The sequence below is a fragment of the Nocardia sp. NBC_00508 genome (assembly GCF_036346875.1).
Lineage (GTDB): Bacteria > Actinomycetota > Actinomycetes > Mycobacteriales > Mycobacteriaceae > Nocardia.
Genome location: NZ_CP107852.1, coordinates 3,344,713 through 3,360,608 on the forward strand (window position 1 = coordinate 3,344,713; position 15,896 = coordinate 3,360,608).

The 15,896-nt window shown below is 68.2% G+C and carries 13 protein-coding genes; 8 read left to right on the forward strand and 5 right to left on the reverse strand.

The features are described from left to right. Window positions 1-667 precede the first annotated feature (667 nt). Window positions 668-2,854 (forward strand): transglycosylase domain-containing protein, encoded by a 2,187-nt coding sequence (locus tag OHA40_RS14920; protein ID WP_330234183.1) that lies wholly within the window; start codon window positions 668-670, stop codon window positions 2,852-2,854. 11 nt (window positions 2,855-2,865) lie between these two features. Beyond that, complete coding sequence (locus tag OHA40_RS14925) at window positions 2,866-4,599, forward strand: glycosyltransferase family 87 protein (RefSeq protein ID WP_330233641.1); 1,734 nt, start codon at window positions 2,866-2,868, stop codon at window positions 4,597-4,599. A 34-nt stretch (window positions 4,600-4,633) separates the two neighbouring features. Here the strand turns inward: OHA40_RS14925 and OHA40_RS14930 are convergent, their stop codons facing one another. After that, window positions 4,634-6,211 carry a TerD family protein gene (locus OHA40_RS14930; RefSeq protein WP_330233642.1) on the reverse strand — a complete coding sequence of 526 codons (1,578 nt, stop codon included), beginning with the start codon at window positions 6,209-6,211 and terminating at the stop codon, window positions 4,634-4,636. 29 nt (window positions 6,212-6,240) lie between these two features. Then, complete coding sequence (locus tag OHA40_RS14935; RefSeq protein ID WP_330233643.1) at window positions 6,241-7,650, reverse strand: TerD family protein; 1,410 nt, start codon at window positions 7,648-7,650, stop codon at window positions 6,241-6,243. Between the two features lie 182 nt (window positions 7,651-7,832). Here OHA40_RS14935 and OHA40_RS14940 point away from each other — a divergent pair, with 182 nt between their 5' ends. The 5 genes from OHA40_RS14940 (at window position 7,833) to OHA40_RS14960 (ending at window position 12,573) form a co-directional block, all read left to right on the forward strand. Next, window positions 7,833-8,456 carry an AIM24 family protein gene (locus OHA40_RS14940; RefSeq protein WP_330234184.1) on the forward strand — a complete coding sequence of 208 codons (624 nt, stop codon included), beginning with the start codon at window positions 7,833-7,835 and terminating at the stop codon, window positions 8,454-8,456. A gap of 9 nt (window positions 8,457-8,465) precedes the next feature. After that, window positions 8,466-9,164, forward strand: a complete 699-nt coding sequence (locus OHA40_RS14945; protein ID WP_330233644.1) for an AIM24 family protein — start codon at window positions 8,466-8,468, stop codon at window positions 9,162-9,164. Between the two features lie 2 nt (window positions 9,165-9,166). Beyond that, window positions 9,167-9,931 (forward strand): AIM24 family protein, encoded by a 765-nt coding sequence (locus OHA40_RS14950; protein WP_330233645.1) that lies wholly within the window; start codon window positions 9,167-9,169, stop codon window positions 9,929-9,931. 86 nt (window positions 9,932-10,017) lie between these two features. Continuing rightward, entirely contained in the window at window positions 10,018-11,517 is a 1,500-nt protein-coding gene (locus OHA40_RS14955; protein ID WP_330233646.1) for a hypothetical protein, read from the forward strand. A gap of 210 nt (window positions 11,518-11,727) precedes the next feature. After that, a complete protein-coding gene (locus tag OHA40_RS14960; RefSeq protein ID WP_330233647.1) occupies window positions 11,728-12,573 on the forward strand; it encodes a hypothetical protein in 846 nt (281 codons plus the stop codon). A gap of 16 nt (window positions 12,574-12,589) precedes the next feature. Here OHA40_RS14960 and OHA40_RS14965 read toward each other — a convergent pair whose 3' ends face one another. Then, window positions 12,590-13,387, reverse strand: coding sequence for an MBL fold metallo-hydrolase (locus tag OHA40_RS14965; RefSeq protein WP_330233648.1), 798 nt, complete (start codon window positions 13,385-13,387; stop codon window positions 12,590-12,592). Window positions 13,388-13,434: 47 nt separating this feature from the next. Between OHA40_RS14965 and OHA40_RS14970 the strand changes: the two genes are divergently transcribed. After that, window positions 13,435-13,833 (forward strand): MerR family transcriptional regulator, encoded by a 399-nt coding sequence (locus OHA40_RS14970; RefSeq protein ID WP_330233649.1) that lies wholly within the window; start codon window positions 13,435-13,437, stop codon window positions 13,831-13,833. An 87-nt stretch (window positions 13,834-13,920) separates the two neighbouring features. Here the strand turns inward: OHA40_RS14970 and OHA40_RS14975 are convergent, their stop codons facing one another. Together OHA40_RS14975 and OHA40_RS14980 are read right to left on the reverse strand one after the other, a co-directional pair. Then, window positions 13,921-14,709, reverse strand: a complete 789-nt coding sequence (locus tag OHA40_RS14975; RefSeq protein WP_330233650.1) for an HAD family hydrolase — start codon at window positions 14,707-14,709, stop codon at window positions 13,921-13,923. 59 nt (window positions 14,710-14,768) lie between these two features. Next, a complete protein-coding gene (locus tag OHA40_RS14980; RefSeq protein WP_330234185.1) occupies window positions 14,769-15,884 on the reverse strand; it encodes a cysteine protease StiP family protein in 1,116 nt (371 codons plus the stop codon). Between the last annotated feature and the right edge of the window lie 12 nt (window positions 15,885-15,896).

The window sequence follows — 15,896 nt, forward strand, 5'->3', positions numbered from 1 at the left end:
CCGCGGTGAGCACCGCTGATAGCCACCCGGACCGCTACGAGTTATGGAGATCTTGTCAGTGAATTCGCCCTACGAGACTTCCCCCTACGGCGATGAACCACAAGGCAGCCGTCCGCAACGCAGTTCACCTCCACCCAACCCGTACCAGAATCCCCGTCCCGGGCCCCCAGGAGGGGGCCCGGGCACGCCGGGCGCCCGGCCCGGCCCTGCGCCCGGTCCGCGGCCCGGCGCCCCGCTCCCGGGCGAGCCGCGCGGCCCGCAGCCGCCGCGCCGTCCCGGACCCCCGCCACCGGGGCGCCCGGTCCAGCAGGGCCGTCCCCCCCAGCCGGGGCGCCCGCCGCAGCCGAATCGCGGCGTGCCCGATGGTGGCGCCCCCGGCCCCCAGGCAACCCAAAAGATCCAGCGCCCCGGCTCGCCGACCGAGGCGGGGGCCGAGCGGAACCGGCGCGGTCCCGCCACCGGTCCCCGTCCGATCACCGGCCAGCGTCCGGCCGTCGATCGCGACGGCCGTCGCGTTCCCGGAGCCGGCCCCACCACCGGTGAGCGCAGGCAAACCGCAGGTGGCCCGCCATCCGGCCCGCCACCGCGCCGAGGCAGCGGTAGCGGCGACGGCTCCGACGGGCCGGGCAGGCGTCGGCCCGCACAGCAGAAGAAGTCGCCCTGGCGCATCGTCCGCCGGACCCTCTACGTCCTCGTCGCGCTGGCCATCCTGGTGCCGAGCGGCATCTTCCTGGCCGCGTACACCACGGTGTCGGTGCCGCAGCCGGGCGACCTGAAGACCAACCAGGTCGCGACCATCTTCGCCGCCGACGGCAGCACGGTGGTCAGCAAAGTCGTTCCGCCGGAAGGCAACCGGAGCGACGTCACGATCGAGCAGATTCCGCCGCACGTGCGCAACGCGGTGATGGCGGCCGAGGACCGGGACTTCTACACCAACCCCGGCTTCTCGATCTCCGGCTTCGCGCGAGCGGCCAGGGACAACGTCCTCGGCAAGGAAAGCGCGGGCGGTGGCTCGACGATCACCCAGCAGTACGTGAAGAACGCGCTGGTCGGTGACGAGCGCTCGCTGACCCGCAAGATGCGCGAGCTGGTCATCTCGGCCAAGATGGCGCGCCAGTGGAGCAAGGACGAGATCCTCGCCGCCTACCTGAACACCATCTACTTCGGTCGTGGCGCCTACGGCATCGATGCCGCCGCCAAGGCTTATTTCGACAAGCCGGTACAGGAACTCACCGTCGCCGAGGGCGCGGTGCTCGCCGCCACCATCCAGCTGCCGTCCAGCCTGGACCCGGAGAAGAATCCGGAGGGTGCGAAGACCCGCTGGGGTTACGTGCTCGACGGCATGGTCTCCAGCGGCAACCTGCCCGCGACGGAGCGGCAGGGCCTGCAGTACCCGCAGGTGGTCTCCCTGGCGTCCACCAGGGACAAGGAAGGGGACTCCGGGCCAGAGGGCTTGATCAAGACGCAGGTGCTCAGGGAGCTCGCCGCGGCGGGCATCAGCGAGCAGCAGCTGAACACTGCCGGTCTGCAGATCACCACCACGATCGACCCGAAGGCGCAGCAGGCGGCCATCGACGCGGTAACGAAGAACATGGACGGCGAGCCGGAGAACTTGCGCACCGCCGCCGTCTCGGTGGATCCGCGCACCGGCGCGGTGCGCGCCTACTACGGCGGCAACGACGGCCAGGGCTACGACTTCGCCAACGCGGGCTTGCAGACCGGTTCCTCGTTCAAGGTCATCGGCCTCGCGGCGAACCTGGAGCAGGGGGTCCCGCTGTCGCAGATGTACGACAGCTCGCCGATCACCGTGAACGGCATCAAGATCACCAACGTGGAAGGCGAGCAGTGCGGCACGTGCACCATCGCCGAGGCGCTGAAGCGGTCGCTGAACACCAGCTTCTACCGTATGCAGCTGGACATGCAGAACGGCCCGCAGAAGATCGCCGCCATGGGCCACAAGCTCGGTATCCCGGACACCATCCCCGGCGTGGGCCAGACGCTCAGCGAGCCGGACGGCTCCGGCCCGAACAACGGCATCGTGCTCGGTCAGTACCAGGCTCGGCCGCTCGACATGGCTTCCGCCTATGCGACTTTGGCGGCCTCCGGCATTTACCACGCACCGCATTTCGTGTCGAAGGTGGTGACCGCCGACGGCCAGGTCCTGCTCGACCGCGGTGAGGTGGCCGGCGAGCAGCGCGTCTCGGCGGCGGTCGCCGACAACGTCACCGCCGCGATGAAGCCCATCGCGGGCTATTCGCGCAACCATGGCTTGGCCGGCGGTCGCGAATCGGCGTCCAAGACCGGTACCGCACAGCTGGGCGACACAGGCGAGAACAAGGACGCCTGGATGGTCGGTTACACCCCGTCGTTGGCGACCGCGGTCTGGGTGGGCACCGAGCAGGGCGACCCGCTGCGCAACGCCAGTGGCGGCATGATCTACGGCTCCGGCCTGCCGTCGGATATCTGGAAGTCCACGATGGATGGCGCGCTGAAGGGCACCACGAACGAAGCCTTCCCGAAACCCGCCCCGATCAAGGGCCAGGCCGGTGTCCCCGAATGGTCGGCGCCCTACACCCCGCCGTCTGCCGTCGATTCGCCGCTGCTGCCGCCGGTCGTCGTCGCGCCGACGCAGATTGAGGTTTTCCCCGGCCTCGTCCTCCCGGTCCCCGGCGTCCAGCCCGCACCGCAGCAGCCGCGTTCACAGCAGCAGCGTGAGCAGGACTCGGGTCCGCTTCCCGGCCAGCCGGTCGCACCCACCGACGGTTCGTCCCCCACGGCCACCGGCGCACCACGCGCAGGCAACAACGGGAACGGCAACGACGCGGGGACGACCGGAGCGCCCCGGGGCCGGTAGCCTCGGGTTCCGTGACCGATCAGCAGCTGGTGGAGCCACGGACGAACGGGAGGCCGCCGCTATCCGACCGGGCCGGGTCCGGCGGGGCGTACTATTCCGCGCCCGCCCCGCTCGCACCGGATCTCCGCTCGGCGGATGCGCGCGACCGACCGAGCCGCAACGATTCGCTCACCGCCCAGCTGTCCACGGTCATCGGCGGGCCGGTCGGCGATCACGCCCTGATCGGGCGGGTGCGGTTCTGGACGCCGATGCGAGTGCTCCTGGCCTTCGCCGTCGTCTTCCTCGCACTCGGCTGGTTCGGCAAAGCGGGCTGCATCCAGCAAACCACCGGCTCGGACGGCGAGCTGACCCTCGACTGGAACAACGGCCGCCAATACGTGGCCATGTGCTACTCGGACACCGTGCCGCTCTACGGCGCGGAACGACTGAACGAGGGTGCCTTCCCGTACAAGAAGTATTGGATCGAACAGGCCCCTGACGGCGGCCGGGAGATTCGGTACATGGAGTACCCGGTGCTTTCGGGTCTGTACCAGTACTTCGCGATGCGGATCGCCAAGAGCTGGGACGCCGCGCCGCTACCCGGCGCGCTGCAGGTGGTGATCTACTTCAATGTCGTCGCGTTCGGACTGGCGATGGCCTGGCTGGTCACCATCTGGGCGTCGGCGCTGCTGGCCGGTCGCCGGATCTGGGACGCGGCGCTGGTCGCCTGCTCGCCGTTGGTGATCGTGCACGCGTTCACCAATTTCGATGCCCTCGCGACGGCTTTCGCCGCTACCGGTCTGCTCGCTTGGGCCCGGCGCAAACCCGTGCTCGCCGGCGTCCTGCTCGGTCTCGGCGGCGCCGCCAAGCTGTATCCGCTGCTGCTGCTCGGCCCCATCGTCGTGCTGTGCCTGCGCACCGAGACGATGCAGCGGACCCCACGCACCCACCTCGGCCTGCGGATACGCGATGTGGACGGCTGGTCGGCGTTGCTGGCCTGGGTGCGTGAGACGCCCTACCGCGTGCAAGTCCTCAGTGCCCGTCCGCTCAGCGCCGCGTCGGTCACGGTGTCCGCGGCATTGGCCACCTGGCTGGCGGTGAACCTGCCGATCGCCGCGCTCTACCCGAACGGATGGCGAGAGTTCTTCCGGCTCAACACCACCAGGCATGCCGATCCGGACTCGATTTACAACGTGATCTCCTCGTTCACCGGCTGGCCCGGATTCGACGGCGTGCTCAGCCACGGGGAGCAGCCGGTCATCTTGAACGCGGTCTCCCTGATCGCGTTCGTCGTGGCGTGCGCGCTGATCGGCTATATCGGCCTCACCGCGCCGCGACGGCCGCGGCTGGCACAGCTGTGCTTCCTGGTGGTCGCCGCCTTCCTGCTGACGAACAAGGTATGGAGCCCGCAGTATTCGCTGTGGCTGGTGCCGATCGCCGTGCTCGCGCTGCCGCACCGGCGCATCCTGCTGGCCTGGATGACCATCGACGCGCTGGTCTGGGTGCCGCGCATGTTCTACTACCTCGGCCTGGACCGCAAGGGACTGCCCGAGCAGTGGTTCACCGGCACGGTGGCGCTGCGGGACCTCGCGGTGGTGGGGCTGTGCGCCCTGATCGTGCGCGAGATCTACCGTCCGGAGGAGGACTTGGTGCGCCGCGACTACGTCGACGACCCTCCCGGCGGGATCGTGGACCGGATGCCCGATCCCCTCTTGCCCTGGCTGCCCGAGCCGCTGCGGCCGGGGGTGGCGGTGGCACGCGGCTGACCGCTCCGGCGCGATCAGCCCACGCGTCCAGCGCTTATTGCGTGCGCAGAAAGCGCGCCTGCCGCCCCGGCTCCTGCGGCAGCATATCGAGATCCAGCTGCCACGCGCTGCCGGTCCACGGATCGAACAGCGGAGTGCCACCGACGGTAGGCAAGTGCCTGCACGACTGCGACAGCATCGCCACGATGCTGTCGGCCGAATCGGATTCGTTGGCGCCGACGATCACCGTGGACAAGCCGATCAAGTCGCCGCGCGCGATCAGCGCACCGATGCGCTGCGCGTCCGAGCTCTGGTAGCCATGCGGAAAATCCGCCGCCAGCAGGAGCCGGTGCTCTGTCGGTGGTGTGAAAGAGCCACTCGAGTAGGCCAATTCGGCGAGCTCGGCGGTGTCGACCAGCGCCTGCAATCGCGGCGAGATATCGGCGTGATCAGTGATCGGCGGTCCGTTCAGCACCGGGGCGAGCAGGTCGGCGAAGCCGCCGAACGCGCCGGTGAGGTCGATGATGTCGACCAGCGCCCGCCGCTGCGGATCCGTGGCGAGCAGACGCGCGAGCAACGCGCCCACCACGGGTGCGACAGCGCGGGTCGATTCGGTATCGATCCACAGCGGCCGATTCAGCGGCACGGGCACGCAATACGGGATACGCAACGGACCCCGATCGAGAGCGTAGAGCTCGCCGAGCCGGATGCCGTCGCTCGGCGCGACCGGCTTGTCCCAGGTGGGCGAGTCCCAGGATGCCAGCGCGGGCGGTAGCGCCCGGTCGGCTTCGGCGAGTTCGCGCATCAGCTGTTCGGCATCGCGCTGATGGTTGTGCTCGGCGGTGGCGATCAACTCGTCGCTACGCTGCTGCGCGGCGCGGCGCGCCTCCTCGGCCGCCGGAGTGTTCCTGGTCGCGGGATCGGAAACAGCAAGCGACAGCTCGTGATCCAAACGCTTGGCCGCATATTCGCGCGCCGAAACGAGCGCGGCGGCCGACCGCGCGGCGTCTTCGAATACCATCCACAGCCGTTCCAGCCCGTGCCCGACTTCCAGCGGCGCACCGGCGGCAGCGGCCCGCGCATCACCCGCCAACGGGTCGACCACGGTCTGCGCCTCGGGCTGCGTGGCCTGGCTCGGCTGTGCGGGCTCACCGTCGATGTCCACGCCGTGCCCGGTGAGCAGCACGGCCAGTCCGCCCGCGTAGCCCTGGCCGACAGCGCGCAGCTTCCAGGCCGGGCCGCGCCGGTACACCTCGAGACAGATCAGCGCCGTCTCGCCGGACGTTGCCGCCGACACGAATGCGGCGGTGACACTGTCGTTCTCGGACAGTGTCGCCGTCACCGCTCCGAGCCCGTCGCCGCTCGGAGGCGCGGCGGGGTCGGCACTCACCACCAACAACACCGCCTTGGCGTCGGGACGCACTTCGGCGAGCGTGATCGTCACCCCGTCGGCGCCCAAGGCGACACCAGCCGTGGCGGGCTGGTTGTAGAAGACGAAATCGTCGCTGGAGAACACCTTCAGGTTCTCGGCGACCACCAGCGCGGAAACATCGAGGGCAGCCTCGGCTTTCGCACTGAAACGAAGGACCTCACCGGTCAACGGAATGTTCTGACCGGCCTGCAGTTGAATCACGATCTCTGACCTGTTGTTCGTGCCGCTGATCAACCGTTGACGAGGAACCGGCCGAGCTGCGGCACCGCCTCACCTGGGTGTTTGGCCTGGAAGCCCTCGCCGAGCGCTTGCAATTTCCAATCGTTGCCCACCCGGTACAGCTTGGACATCGCCATGGCGGTGAACGGCATGCCGCCCGCCAGCGTATACCTGGCCAATTCGCCGTTGTTGGCGCCGTCGACCAAGCGGCAGAACGCATTCTGCACCTGCTCGAAGGTGTGGCCCTTGTAGGAGGTCACGATGAATACCAGCGTGGTCACGTGCGCGGGAATGCGAGTCAGGTCGACCAGGATCATCTCGTCGTCACCCGCGCCCTCGCCGGTGAGGTTGTCGCCCTGGTGACGGATCGAGCCGTCCTTGGAGGTCAGCTGGCCGTAATAGGCGACATCCACCGGGTTCATGTCGGCGAACATGATGACCGAGGCGTCGAGGTCGATGTCGACCGTGCGGTTGCCGAACATGCCGCGGCTGCGCACCGGATCCCAGCCGAGACCCATCTTGACGAAGGTCAGCGCGGCACCTTCCTTGCGGAGCGTGACCCGCTGTCCCTTCACCAGGCTGACCGGCCGGTCCTTGCTCAAGCTGACTTCGGCCGGAGGCTGCTGCGGCTGCTGCTGAGGCGGCGCGGGCTGGGCAGGCGGCTGACCCGGACCGGGCGGAGGAGGGTAGCCCGGGCCGGGCGGCGGGTAGCCCGGCGCGCCCTGCGGCGGGTAGCCGGGACCCGGCGGCGGCGGATACGAACCGGGCGGCGCGTACTGCGGCGCCTGCTGCTGAGTCGGGTAGGCCGGGGTGGTCGGCGGCGGGTAGTTCGGCGGCTGCTGTGGGGGCGGCGGCGGAGCCTGCGCCGGTTGCGGAGCTTGCGCCGGTTGCGGAGCCTGCGCGGGCTGGGCGGGCGCGTCGTCGACGCTGACGCCGTGGTCGGTGACCAGCGCGGCGAATCCACCGGCGTAGCCCTGTCCGACCGCGCGGACCTTCCATGCACCCTGGCGACGGTAGAGCTCGAGCGCGATCACGATCGACTCGGTGTTGAGACCATCGATCCGGTACTCGTACAAGCGATTACCGGCCCCGTCCGACACCACCGCGGTCGGGGGGGCGAACTGGCCGAAGGTGCTGTTCGCGTCGTCCAGCGTGATCACCGCGCGGATCTGCTCGATGTCGGCGGGCACCGCGTTCAACGACACCGCCAGCGACGCGGGCTGTCCGGCAGGCGCGGGCTGCAAGTTCACGCCGGGGCCGGTCGGCTGGTTGAAGAAGACGAAGTCGGCGTCGGAACGGACCTTGCCCCGCTCGGTGACCAATAGTGCCGACAGATCCGCCGGCGTCGTGAGCTGGACGGAAATCACCACGTCGTTGGTGGCCAGCGGACCGTTCTGGCCCTTGGCGAGTGTTGCGGACAAGTTCGACCCTTCGCTTGTCGGTGCGTACGCCTGACACTCTACGAGAAACGCGCTCGGCACCGCTCGTACTGAGCGGGCGCGCTACCCCCGACACGCGTTGCGGCATCGGTTAGGGTGACCGCACGCACTTGGAATACGGCAATCACACCGTGTTCCCGATCGAGACAGCAGGCAAACACTCCATGGCGCAACTGTTCGAGCAATCGAAGAAGGTGGTCGAAGCCCACCTCGCCGGAACCAGCCTCCGGGCGATTTCCGGCTCGATGATCGCCTACGAAGGAAATGTGCAGTTCAAGTCGGCCGGCTTCGGCGGAGGCGACGGCGTGCTCGCCGGGCTCAAACGGCGGGCGACCGGCGAGAAGCTGTCGCTGATGGAGTGCTCCGGCAACGGCCGGGTTTTCTTCGCGGTCAACGGACAGCATGTCACCGTGGTCAACCTGAACAACGAGACGCTGCAAGTGGAGTCACAACAGCTACTCGCCTTCGCCGGGAACCTCCGCACCGACGTGCGTTTCGCCGGCGTGCGCGGCGCGTCCACCGGACAGGGCCTGTTCACCACGACCGTCTCCGGCCAGGGTCAGGTCGCGCTGCTCTCGGCGGGCGGGCCGCTCATTCACCTGGAGGTGTCGCCGCAGTATCCGCTGGTGGTGGACCCGGACGCGTTCGTCGCCGCGCGCGGCAACCTCAACCAGTCCTTCATCACCGACGTGTCCTGGCGCAGTTTCGTCGGCCAGGACGCGGGCGAGGCGTTCTCGCTGCGCTGGGACGGTCAGGGCGTGGTTTTGATCCAGCCGGCGGAACGGTAGGAACCAGCGATGTTCGAGAAGGTCAACGGCAAGGTCGTCAAGGTCGACGTAGGGATGGCGGGCGGTGTGGTCGCGCGCAACGGCGCGATGCTGTTCTATACCGGCGATGTTTCCTTTGCGCCGCACCAGATTCCGGGTGGCCAGGGGATGGGCGGCATGGGCGGTGTGATGCGGCTGGCCGGGCGCGCGATGGCGGGCGAGCACGAGCGCACCATGTTGGCGCAGGGCACCGGCCAGGTGCACTACGGATTCGCGGGGCTGGAGGCGCATGTGGTGCACCTGCAGCCGGGCGCGGCCCTGCGCGTCGAGGCTTCGCGACTACTGGCCAATACCGCCGGGCTGCAGAGTTCGGTGGTGTCCGTGATGAGTTCGGGAGGCGGAGGCGGAGGCGGTGGCCTGATGGGCGCGCTGCGCGGCGCCGCATCGGGCGCGTTGACCGGCCAAGGCATGTTCACCACCCAACTGTCCGGGCACGGCGCGGCGGTACTGCTCGCGCACGGCGGGTTCCTGGAACTGCAAGTGGGCGGCCCGAATCCGATCGTGGTCGACCCGCAAGCCTTCGTCGCCGCATACGGCAATGTGCAAACCGAGCTGAAGACCGCGCTGAGCTGGCGGGACGCTGTCGGCCGCGGTTCCGGCGAGGCGATGCAGTTGCACTGCGTCGGCCAGGGCGTCGTCTATGTGCAGGCCTCCGAAGAGAAGTTGTGAGCATGTCCCAGATCCTCAACCCCATGAATCTCGGTGAGAGCGACAACATCCCGGGAAACAGCTACGCCTACTGCATCGACCTGAACAAGCCGTGGTTCATGCGCAAGGGCGCGATGATCGCCTACTACGGCGAGATGCGGTTCCAGATGCTCACGCACGGCCTGCAGGGCGGTCTGCTGCACATGGTGTCGCAGCAGTTCTCCGCGCCACTGTTCACCGGCGACTACGTCGTCGCGGAGGGACACGGCAAGCTGATCATCGGCGACCGCGGCTACGACATCAATTCCTATGACCTCGAGGACAACGGCAACCTGACCATCCGGGCGGCGAATCTGCTGGCGTTCGAGCCGGGTCTGTCGCTGAACCAGTCCATCGTGCCCGGGTTCCTCACCCTCATCGGCACCGGCAAGTTCCTCGCCTCGTCCAACGGGCCGGTCATGTTCGCCGAGCCGCCGCTGCGCGTGGACCCGGAATCACTGGTCGGGTGGGCGGACTGCCCCTCGCCGAGCCACCACTACGACCAGCGGTGGGTTACCAACTTCCTGGCCGCAGGCGCTGCGGCCTTCGGTGTCGACTCCGGTGAGGAACGCCAGTTCGACTTCACCGGCGCGGGAACCGTGCTGATCCAGTCCAGCGAGAAGGTGCTCAGCGACTCGATGCTGGTGCGCACCATCGAGGGACAGCTCCAGAGCGGCGTCACCGTCGGCGGCCTGCAACGGCTGCAAGGGGTGATCGCGCAGCAGCTGGCTGGGCAACAGCAGCACTGAGCAAAAATTCGTCATCACTCGCATGGGGGGTTCGCGCCCCCCGCGCGGGGGATTCGCGACGCGCCGGACCTGGATACCGTTCACCCGTGTTTCACATTCTCTCCTCCCGGATCCTGCGTGTAGCGCTGCCGGCAGCAGTCCTCGCCGCGGTAGCGGTGCCCGCCGCCGCGGTGCCGATTCCTTCGGTCCCGGCCGTACCCGACGTTCCGCGGTTTCTCGGCGCATCTGCGATGGGTGAACCGGTCACCGGTATCCCCCCGATTCCACAGAACCCGCACTTGGCGCCGAACGGTAACTCGGGCGTCCACAACGACGGTTGGATGAGCGATACCTATACCCGCTCCGGCCCGCTCGGCCGGGCTCCCCGAACCGATTCGCTGCTACTCGGCAGCGAGTGCGGTTCGGTGGCATTCGACCGCGCCGGCCGCATCGTCACCACCTGCCTCGGTCTTTCACCGGGTCTCTATCTCATCGACCCCGCGACGATGACCGTGCTCGGCAAACATCCGCTGCCCGGCAAGAGTCCGCTCGATACGCTGCAACCCGGCGCTTTCAACAATTTCGTCGGCGGCGGGTACTTCTATCTCGACGACGAGGACCGCGCGGTGGTCGGCACCAGCACCGGACATATTCAGGTGTTCGCCGAAACCCCTGCCGCCGACGGTTTCTCGCTCGTGCGCGACTACGACCTGACCGGGGTACTGCACCCGGACGAGACGCTGAACTCCGCGCTACCGGACTCGAACGGCCTGATCTGGTTCGTGGCGAAGACCAACGGCGTCGTCGGCACACTGGACCCGGATACCGGTGCGGCGCAGATCATTCGCCTCGGCGCGGGCACGGAGAACCAGATCGAGAACTCGTTCGCGGTGGGCGCGGCCGGTGAGGTCTACCTCGCTACCAACCGCCAGCTCCTGCGTTTCGACGCAGATCCGGATGGCGCGCCACAGATCACCTGGCAGGTCACCTACGCCAACAGCAACCAGCGCAAGCCGGGCCAGGTGGACGACGGAACCGGCACCACACCCACCATCCTGCCCGACGGCTATGTCGCCATCACAGACAATGCCGATCCGATGAACGTCGTCGTCTACCGCACGGCGCCCTCCGTCGCCGAACGACAGGTCTGCGCGGTGCCGGTGTTCGAGGCCGGCGGCAGCGCTACCGAGAACTCTTTGATCGGCGCGGGACGCTCGCTCATCGTCGAGAACAATTACGGCTACGCACACCCCGACGCGACCGCGTCCGGCAAGACCACGACCCCGGGTTTCGCTCGCGTCGACATCGCTGCCGACGGCAGCGGCTGCCAGGTGACCTGGACCAACTCGGTCGAAGCCGCACCTACGGTGGTGCCGAAGCTGTCACTGGCCACCGGACTGATCTACACCTACACGAAGGGCACCGCGCCGAGCGATCCCTGGTACTGGACCGCACTCGACTACCGCACCGGTGCGACCGTGTGGAAACAGCTGTCCGGCACCGGCCTCGGGTTCAACAACAATTACGCCGGGATCGCGATCGGGCCCGACGGAGCGGCTTACCTCGGCACGCTCGGCGGGCTGGTGTCGATGCGTGACGGCGGCTGAGCCCGGGACGCATTCGAGTGGCCGACTCGGCGCTCTCGCCGACACCTTGCGCCTTCGCGACAGCGTCTCCGAGAGTCGCCGAGTACTGGCCCACCGCGGCATCGCGGGTCGACGGGCGAATAGCATACGAACAGCAAAGGATTCGCGTCGGTACGGTGAAATCGTCTCGATGCTCGCCGACGCGTGGCATGGGCGGCGGAGAATCGGTGGATGGCTGACTTGGCGCTCTCGCCGCAGCGTCGCACGGCGCTGACGGACCTGGTCGGAGACGAATCCACTTTCTCGGCAGCCTATCCGCGCGTCGCGGACTACTGGTCCACCGTGGGCAGGTTGCCCGGCACCGGTGATGACATCGCCGACGCCACGTTCGACCTACACCTGCTCCACTACATGACCGGCGGCGCGAGCACCAACCCGTACTGGGACATCGTCGCCGCCGCGGTCTCGTCGGGGCCGCCGGAGCGGGCCGCGCGCCCCGAGGTGAACGGCGGAAATCCGAAAGGCAGTGCTCGGCTGGCCTATGCGCAGATCCTCCTGCAAGCCGCCTACGCGTATGCCATTCCGTCCCCTGCGACGGTGCGGTGGGTAGCCGACGTCACGGAGGGCAGGCCGATTCTCGAGGTCGGGTCAGGTCGCGGCTACTGGGCGCATCAACTCACCCGGATCGGTGTGCCGACAACCGCTTTCGACTCACATCCGCCCGACCTCATGACCAATACGGCATTTCCCGCCGTTCCGGGACAACTCGCGACGTGGCATCCCACCGCGACACCACCGGCGTCGACGGCCGATCTCGCCGCCGCGCACGCCGACGACGTCCTGTTCCTCTGCTGGCCTCCCGGCTGGGAAGACCCGATGGCCTCGACCACGCTCACCGCCTATCAGGAGGCGGGCGGCTGCACACTCGTCTACATTGGCGAGTCGCGAGGCGGACGCACCGCCGACACCGCCTTCTTCGACATCCTGGACGCCGAATGGACCCGGCTCGACCAGGACCCGGACTACGTCTCATGGTGGAACCTCGGCGACACCGCCCAATGCTGGCAGCGGCGATGACCGATCGCGCGGCCACTCAGCCGGCGCGCTGGAATTCCCAGGGGTCGTGCGCGCTGATCAGCGTGACTTCGTCGGCGTGATCGCGGTGTAGTTCGCGCAACCGTGCCTGGGTGCCCACCCGCAGGTCGTGGTGGACCTCGGAGGTGGTCTGCACGATGTCGAGCACCGGGTGCGGCTGCGGAGCCGGGTCGAGTTCGCGATGGTAGTAGTAGGCGTCGCCGCAGTGCAGCAGCCAGCGCGCACCGTCGCGGACAGCGACGCCGGTGTGGCCTGCGGTATGCCCGCCCAGCGGAATCAGCTGGAAGTCTCCGGGTAGGTCCTTCGGTTGAATCGCGTTGAAGCCGAACCACGTTCCGGTGGCGTCCGACGGGTAGGTCACCCACTGCGGGTCGTGCGCCCAATGGGCAGGCCGGTAGCGGAAGCTCGGCGCTTCGGCGAGCGCCGCCGCCAGTTCGGCGGCGAGCACGTGCACCCGCGCATGCGGAAAATCGGGCAGTCCGCCGCAATGATCCACGTCGAGGTGGGTGAGGACGATGTGCCGGACGTCGGCGGGGTCGTAGCCGAGCCGCTGCACCTGCCGGATGGCGGTCTCGTCCTCGGACAGGACCGGCTGCGCCATCGCGACCCAGTCCGCGCCGAGGGTGCCCGCCGGGTCACGGACATCGTCCAGCCCGATGCCCGTCTCGATCAGGACCAGCCCGTCTGATTCGGTCTCGACCAGCAGGCAGTGGTTGACGGCGCGGGCGGGCGCAGGCCCCTCGTAGGTGGCCTCGATCTGCCGCACCGATCCGCAATTGAGGTGATGAATTGTCATGCGCACTAGTCTGTGACTTGAAGCGTGGTTCAAGTCAAGGAGCCGAGATGACCGATCTGCTCGACATCGCCGAAGTGGCCGACCACACCGGCCTCGCCCCCTCCGCCCTCCGCTTCTACGAGAAACGCGGACTCATCGCCGCGACCGGCCGCAACGGCCTGCGCCGCACCTACCACCCCGACATCCTCGGCCGCCTCGCCCTCATCATCTGCGCCCGAGGCGCCGGTTTCACCCTCGCCGAAATCGCCCGCTTCCTGCGCGCCTCCCCCACGGACGCCCAACTACGCACCCGCATGGCCGAGAAGGCAAGCCAACTCGACGAAGACATCGCCCGCCTCATCCGCATGCGCGACAGCCTCCGCCACGCCTCCACCTGCACCCACGACCCCCTCGTAGAATGCCCGGACTTCAAGTCCACCTTCGAACCCACCACCGAATCGGCGTGACGATCGAGTCGATCGGGACAGCCTTCCCGTCGACAACGTCGAACGGCAGCGATCTCACCACCGAGCAGCGCACGGATGCGGTGATGGCTACTCGAGCGGTGCCGGAGATCCCTTGATGAACCAGTTGATGATTTCTTCGCCGGCGAGGATGCCGGTGGCGCTGGTGATGGTGAGGTTGGGGTTGGTCCAGTTGAGTTGTTCGAGTTCGCCGTGGCGGGGGCGGATGGCGGAGTCGGCGGCGCGCAGCATTTCGGCGTCGAGGGCGCCGTCGCCCGCGGCGAGAGTCCTCGCCTCGTCGGTGAGTTCACCGCTGTCCCAGAGGCGTTTGCGGACTTCGCCGACCGCGCGGCTCTTGCAGACGGCCTGCGGCATGGTGTAGATCTTGCGGCCCTGCTGGGACGCCGACCAGCCGCGCGGACGGCACCAGTCGTCCCATTCGGCGAGGAATCCGTCGGGGACGGCCTTGGGTTTCACCACCAGGTAGCAGAACAGGTGGTCGGCCACGCGGAACTTGGTCACCCACGAATCATCGATGCGAGCGTGCAGTTCCCTGCTCACCTCCGACAGGGTGGCGCCGCCCGCGCGCACCTGGGCGTCGATGTCGATCCGCCAGTGCAGATCGGGCACGCCGTCGACGAGGATGTTGCCCCCATTGCTGGTGATCGCATAACGCCAGGGCGCCCCGGGTAGTCGGATGCGTCCGAACTGTTTGATGGTGCGGGTGGTGGTGGGGATGACGGCGGCCGGCTCGGTCAACGACTGCATCCGCAGCGCCGCGGTGGTGGTCATGAACGACAGCGGCGCCCCTTCGAGATGCTCCACACAGACGGTGGGCACCTCGGTGGTGGTGCTGAAGGCGTTACGCGAATAGATCATCGTCCGGTCCAAGTCGGTCGCGATCAGCGCACGTCTTCGCCGCACTCTCCGAGATAGGTTCACTGCTGCACGTCCTTGATCAATCCCATACACGAATATGCCAGGTCATCGACGACTTCCACAGGCACTCCCCGAGCGGCGGCGAGCAGCCGGATATGCGCGTGCTCCGGCGCGTCCGGCTCGCGGACCAGCACCCGCCACGGGACCCGCCGCAACAACACGCGGGTGGTCTCGCCGACGCCGGGCTTCACGAAGTTCACGCTGGCGATGCCGTACCGCTCCCTGACCTGCTCCACCGACGCCCAGCCGGTCCAGGTAGGCGTGCGGTCGCTCGCGCGGATCGCGGCCACCTCGGCGGCGACCCGATCGCGGACCGCGTCGAAGGCGCCGCTCACGATGTCGAGCAGCCGTCCGGACACATCGTCACCGGCCAGGTCACGATAGAACTTGGCGCCGTGGAAATCGCCGGGTCCGATCAGCGTCTCGTTGAGCACCGTGCGCGAGACCAGGCCCGACACGGTCGAATTCAGGCAGGCCGAGGCGATCAAGAAGTCGTCGCGGGTGCCGTAGGTGCGCACGCAGTGCCCTGGATCGGCCAGTACCGCCAGCTCATCATCGAACCGCACACCCCCGGCCGCGCGGTAAGCGTCCAGCGCCTCGGTCAGCTCGCGGGCGATCGCGCCCTTGCCGGTCCATCCGTCCACGAATACGACCGAGTCCGGCTCGTGGTGCTCGGCCAGATAGTCCAGCGCCACCGCATCGATCCCGCGATCCCGCACGATGGACACCGCGTAATGCGGCACCGCGAGACTCGGCCGCCGCGCACGCAGCCAGCGGCGCATCAGGACGCCGACCGGCGTGCCCGCCCGCGCCAGCGACACCAGCACGATGTCCTCGCCGCGTTCGGCGACGACCAGTTCCGACACGGTCGCCACGGCGAGCGCGAGCCGCTCGGCGCTGGCCGTGAGCACTTCGTCGAACAGCGTCCGATATTGCGCGTCCGGCTGGTATTCGATCGGCAGCGATTCCGCATAGTGCGCCTGCCCGGCTTGGATCCTCCGTTCCCGCTCCGCGATATCGCGCTCCAAGTCGACGTCGGACAGGTCCTTCAGCAACCAGGAAACCTCGTCGGCCGCATAGGATCCGAACTCCGGACCGTGCAGCGGAACAGGCAACGCACCCACCTT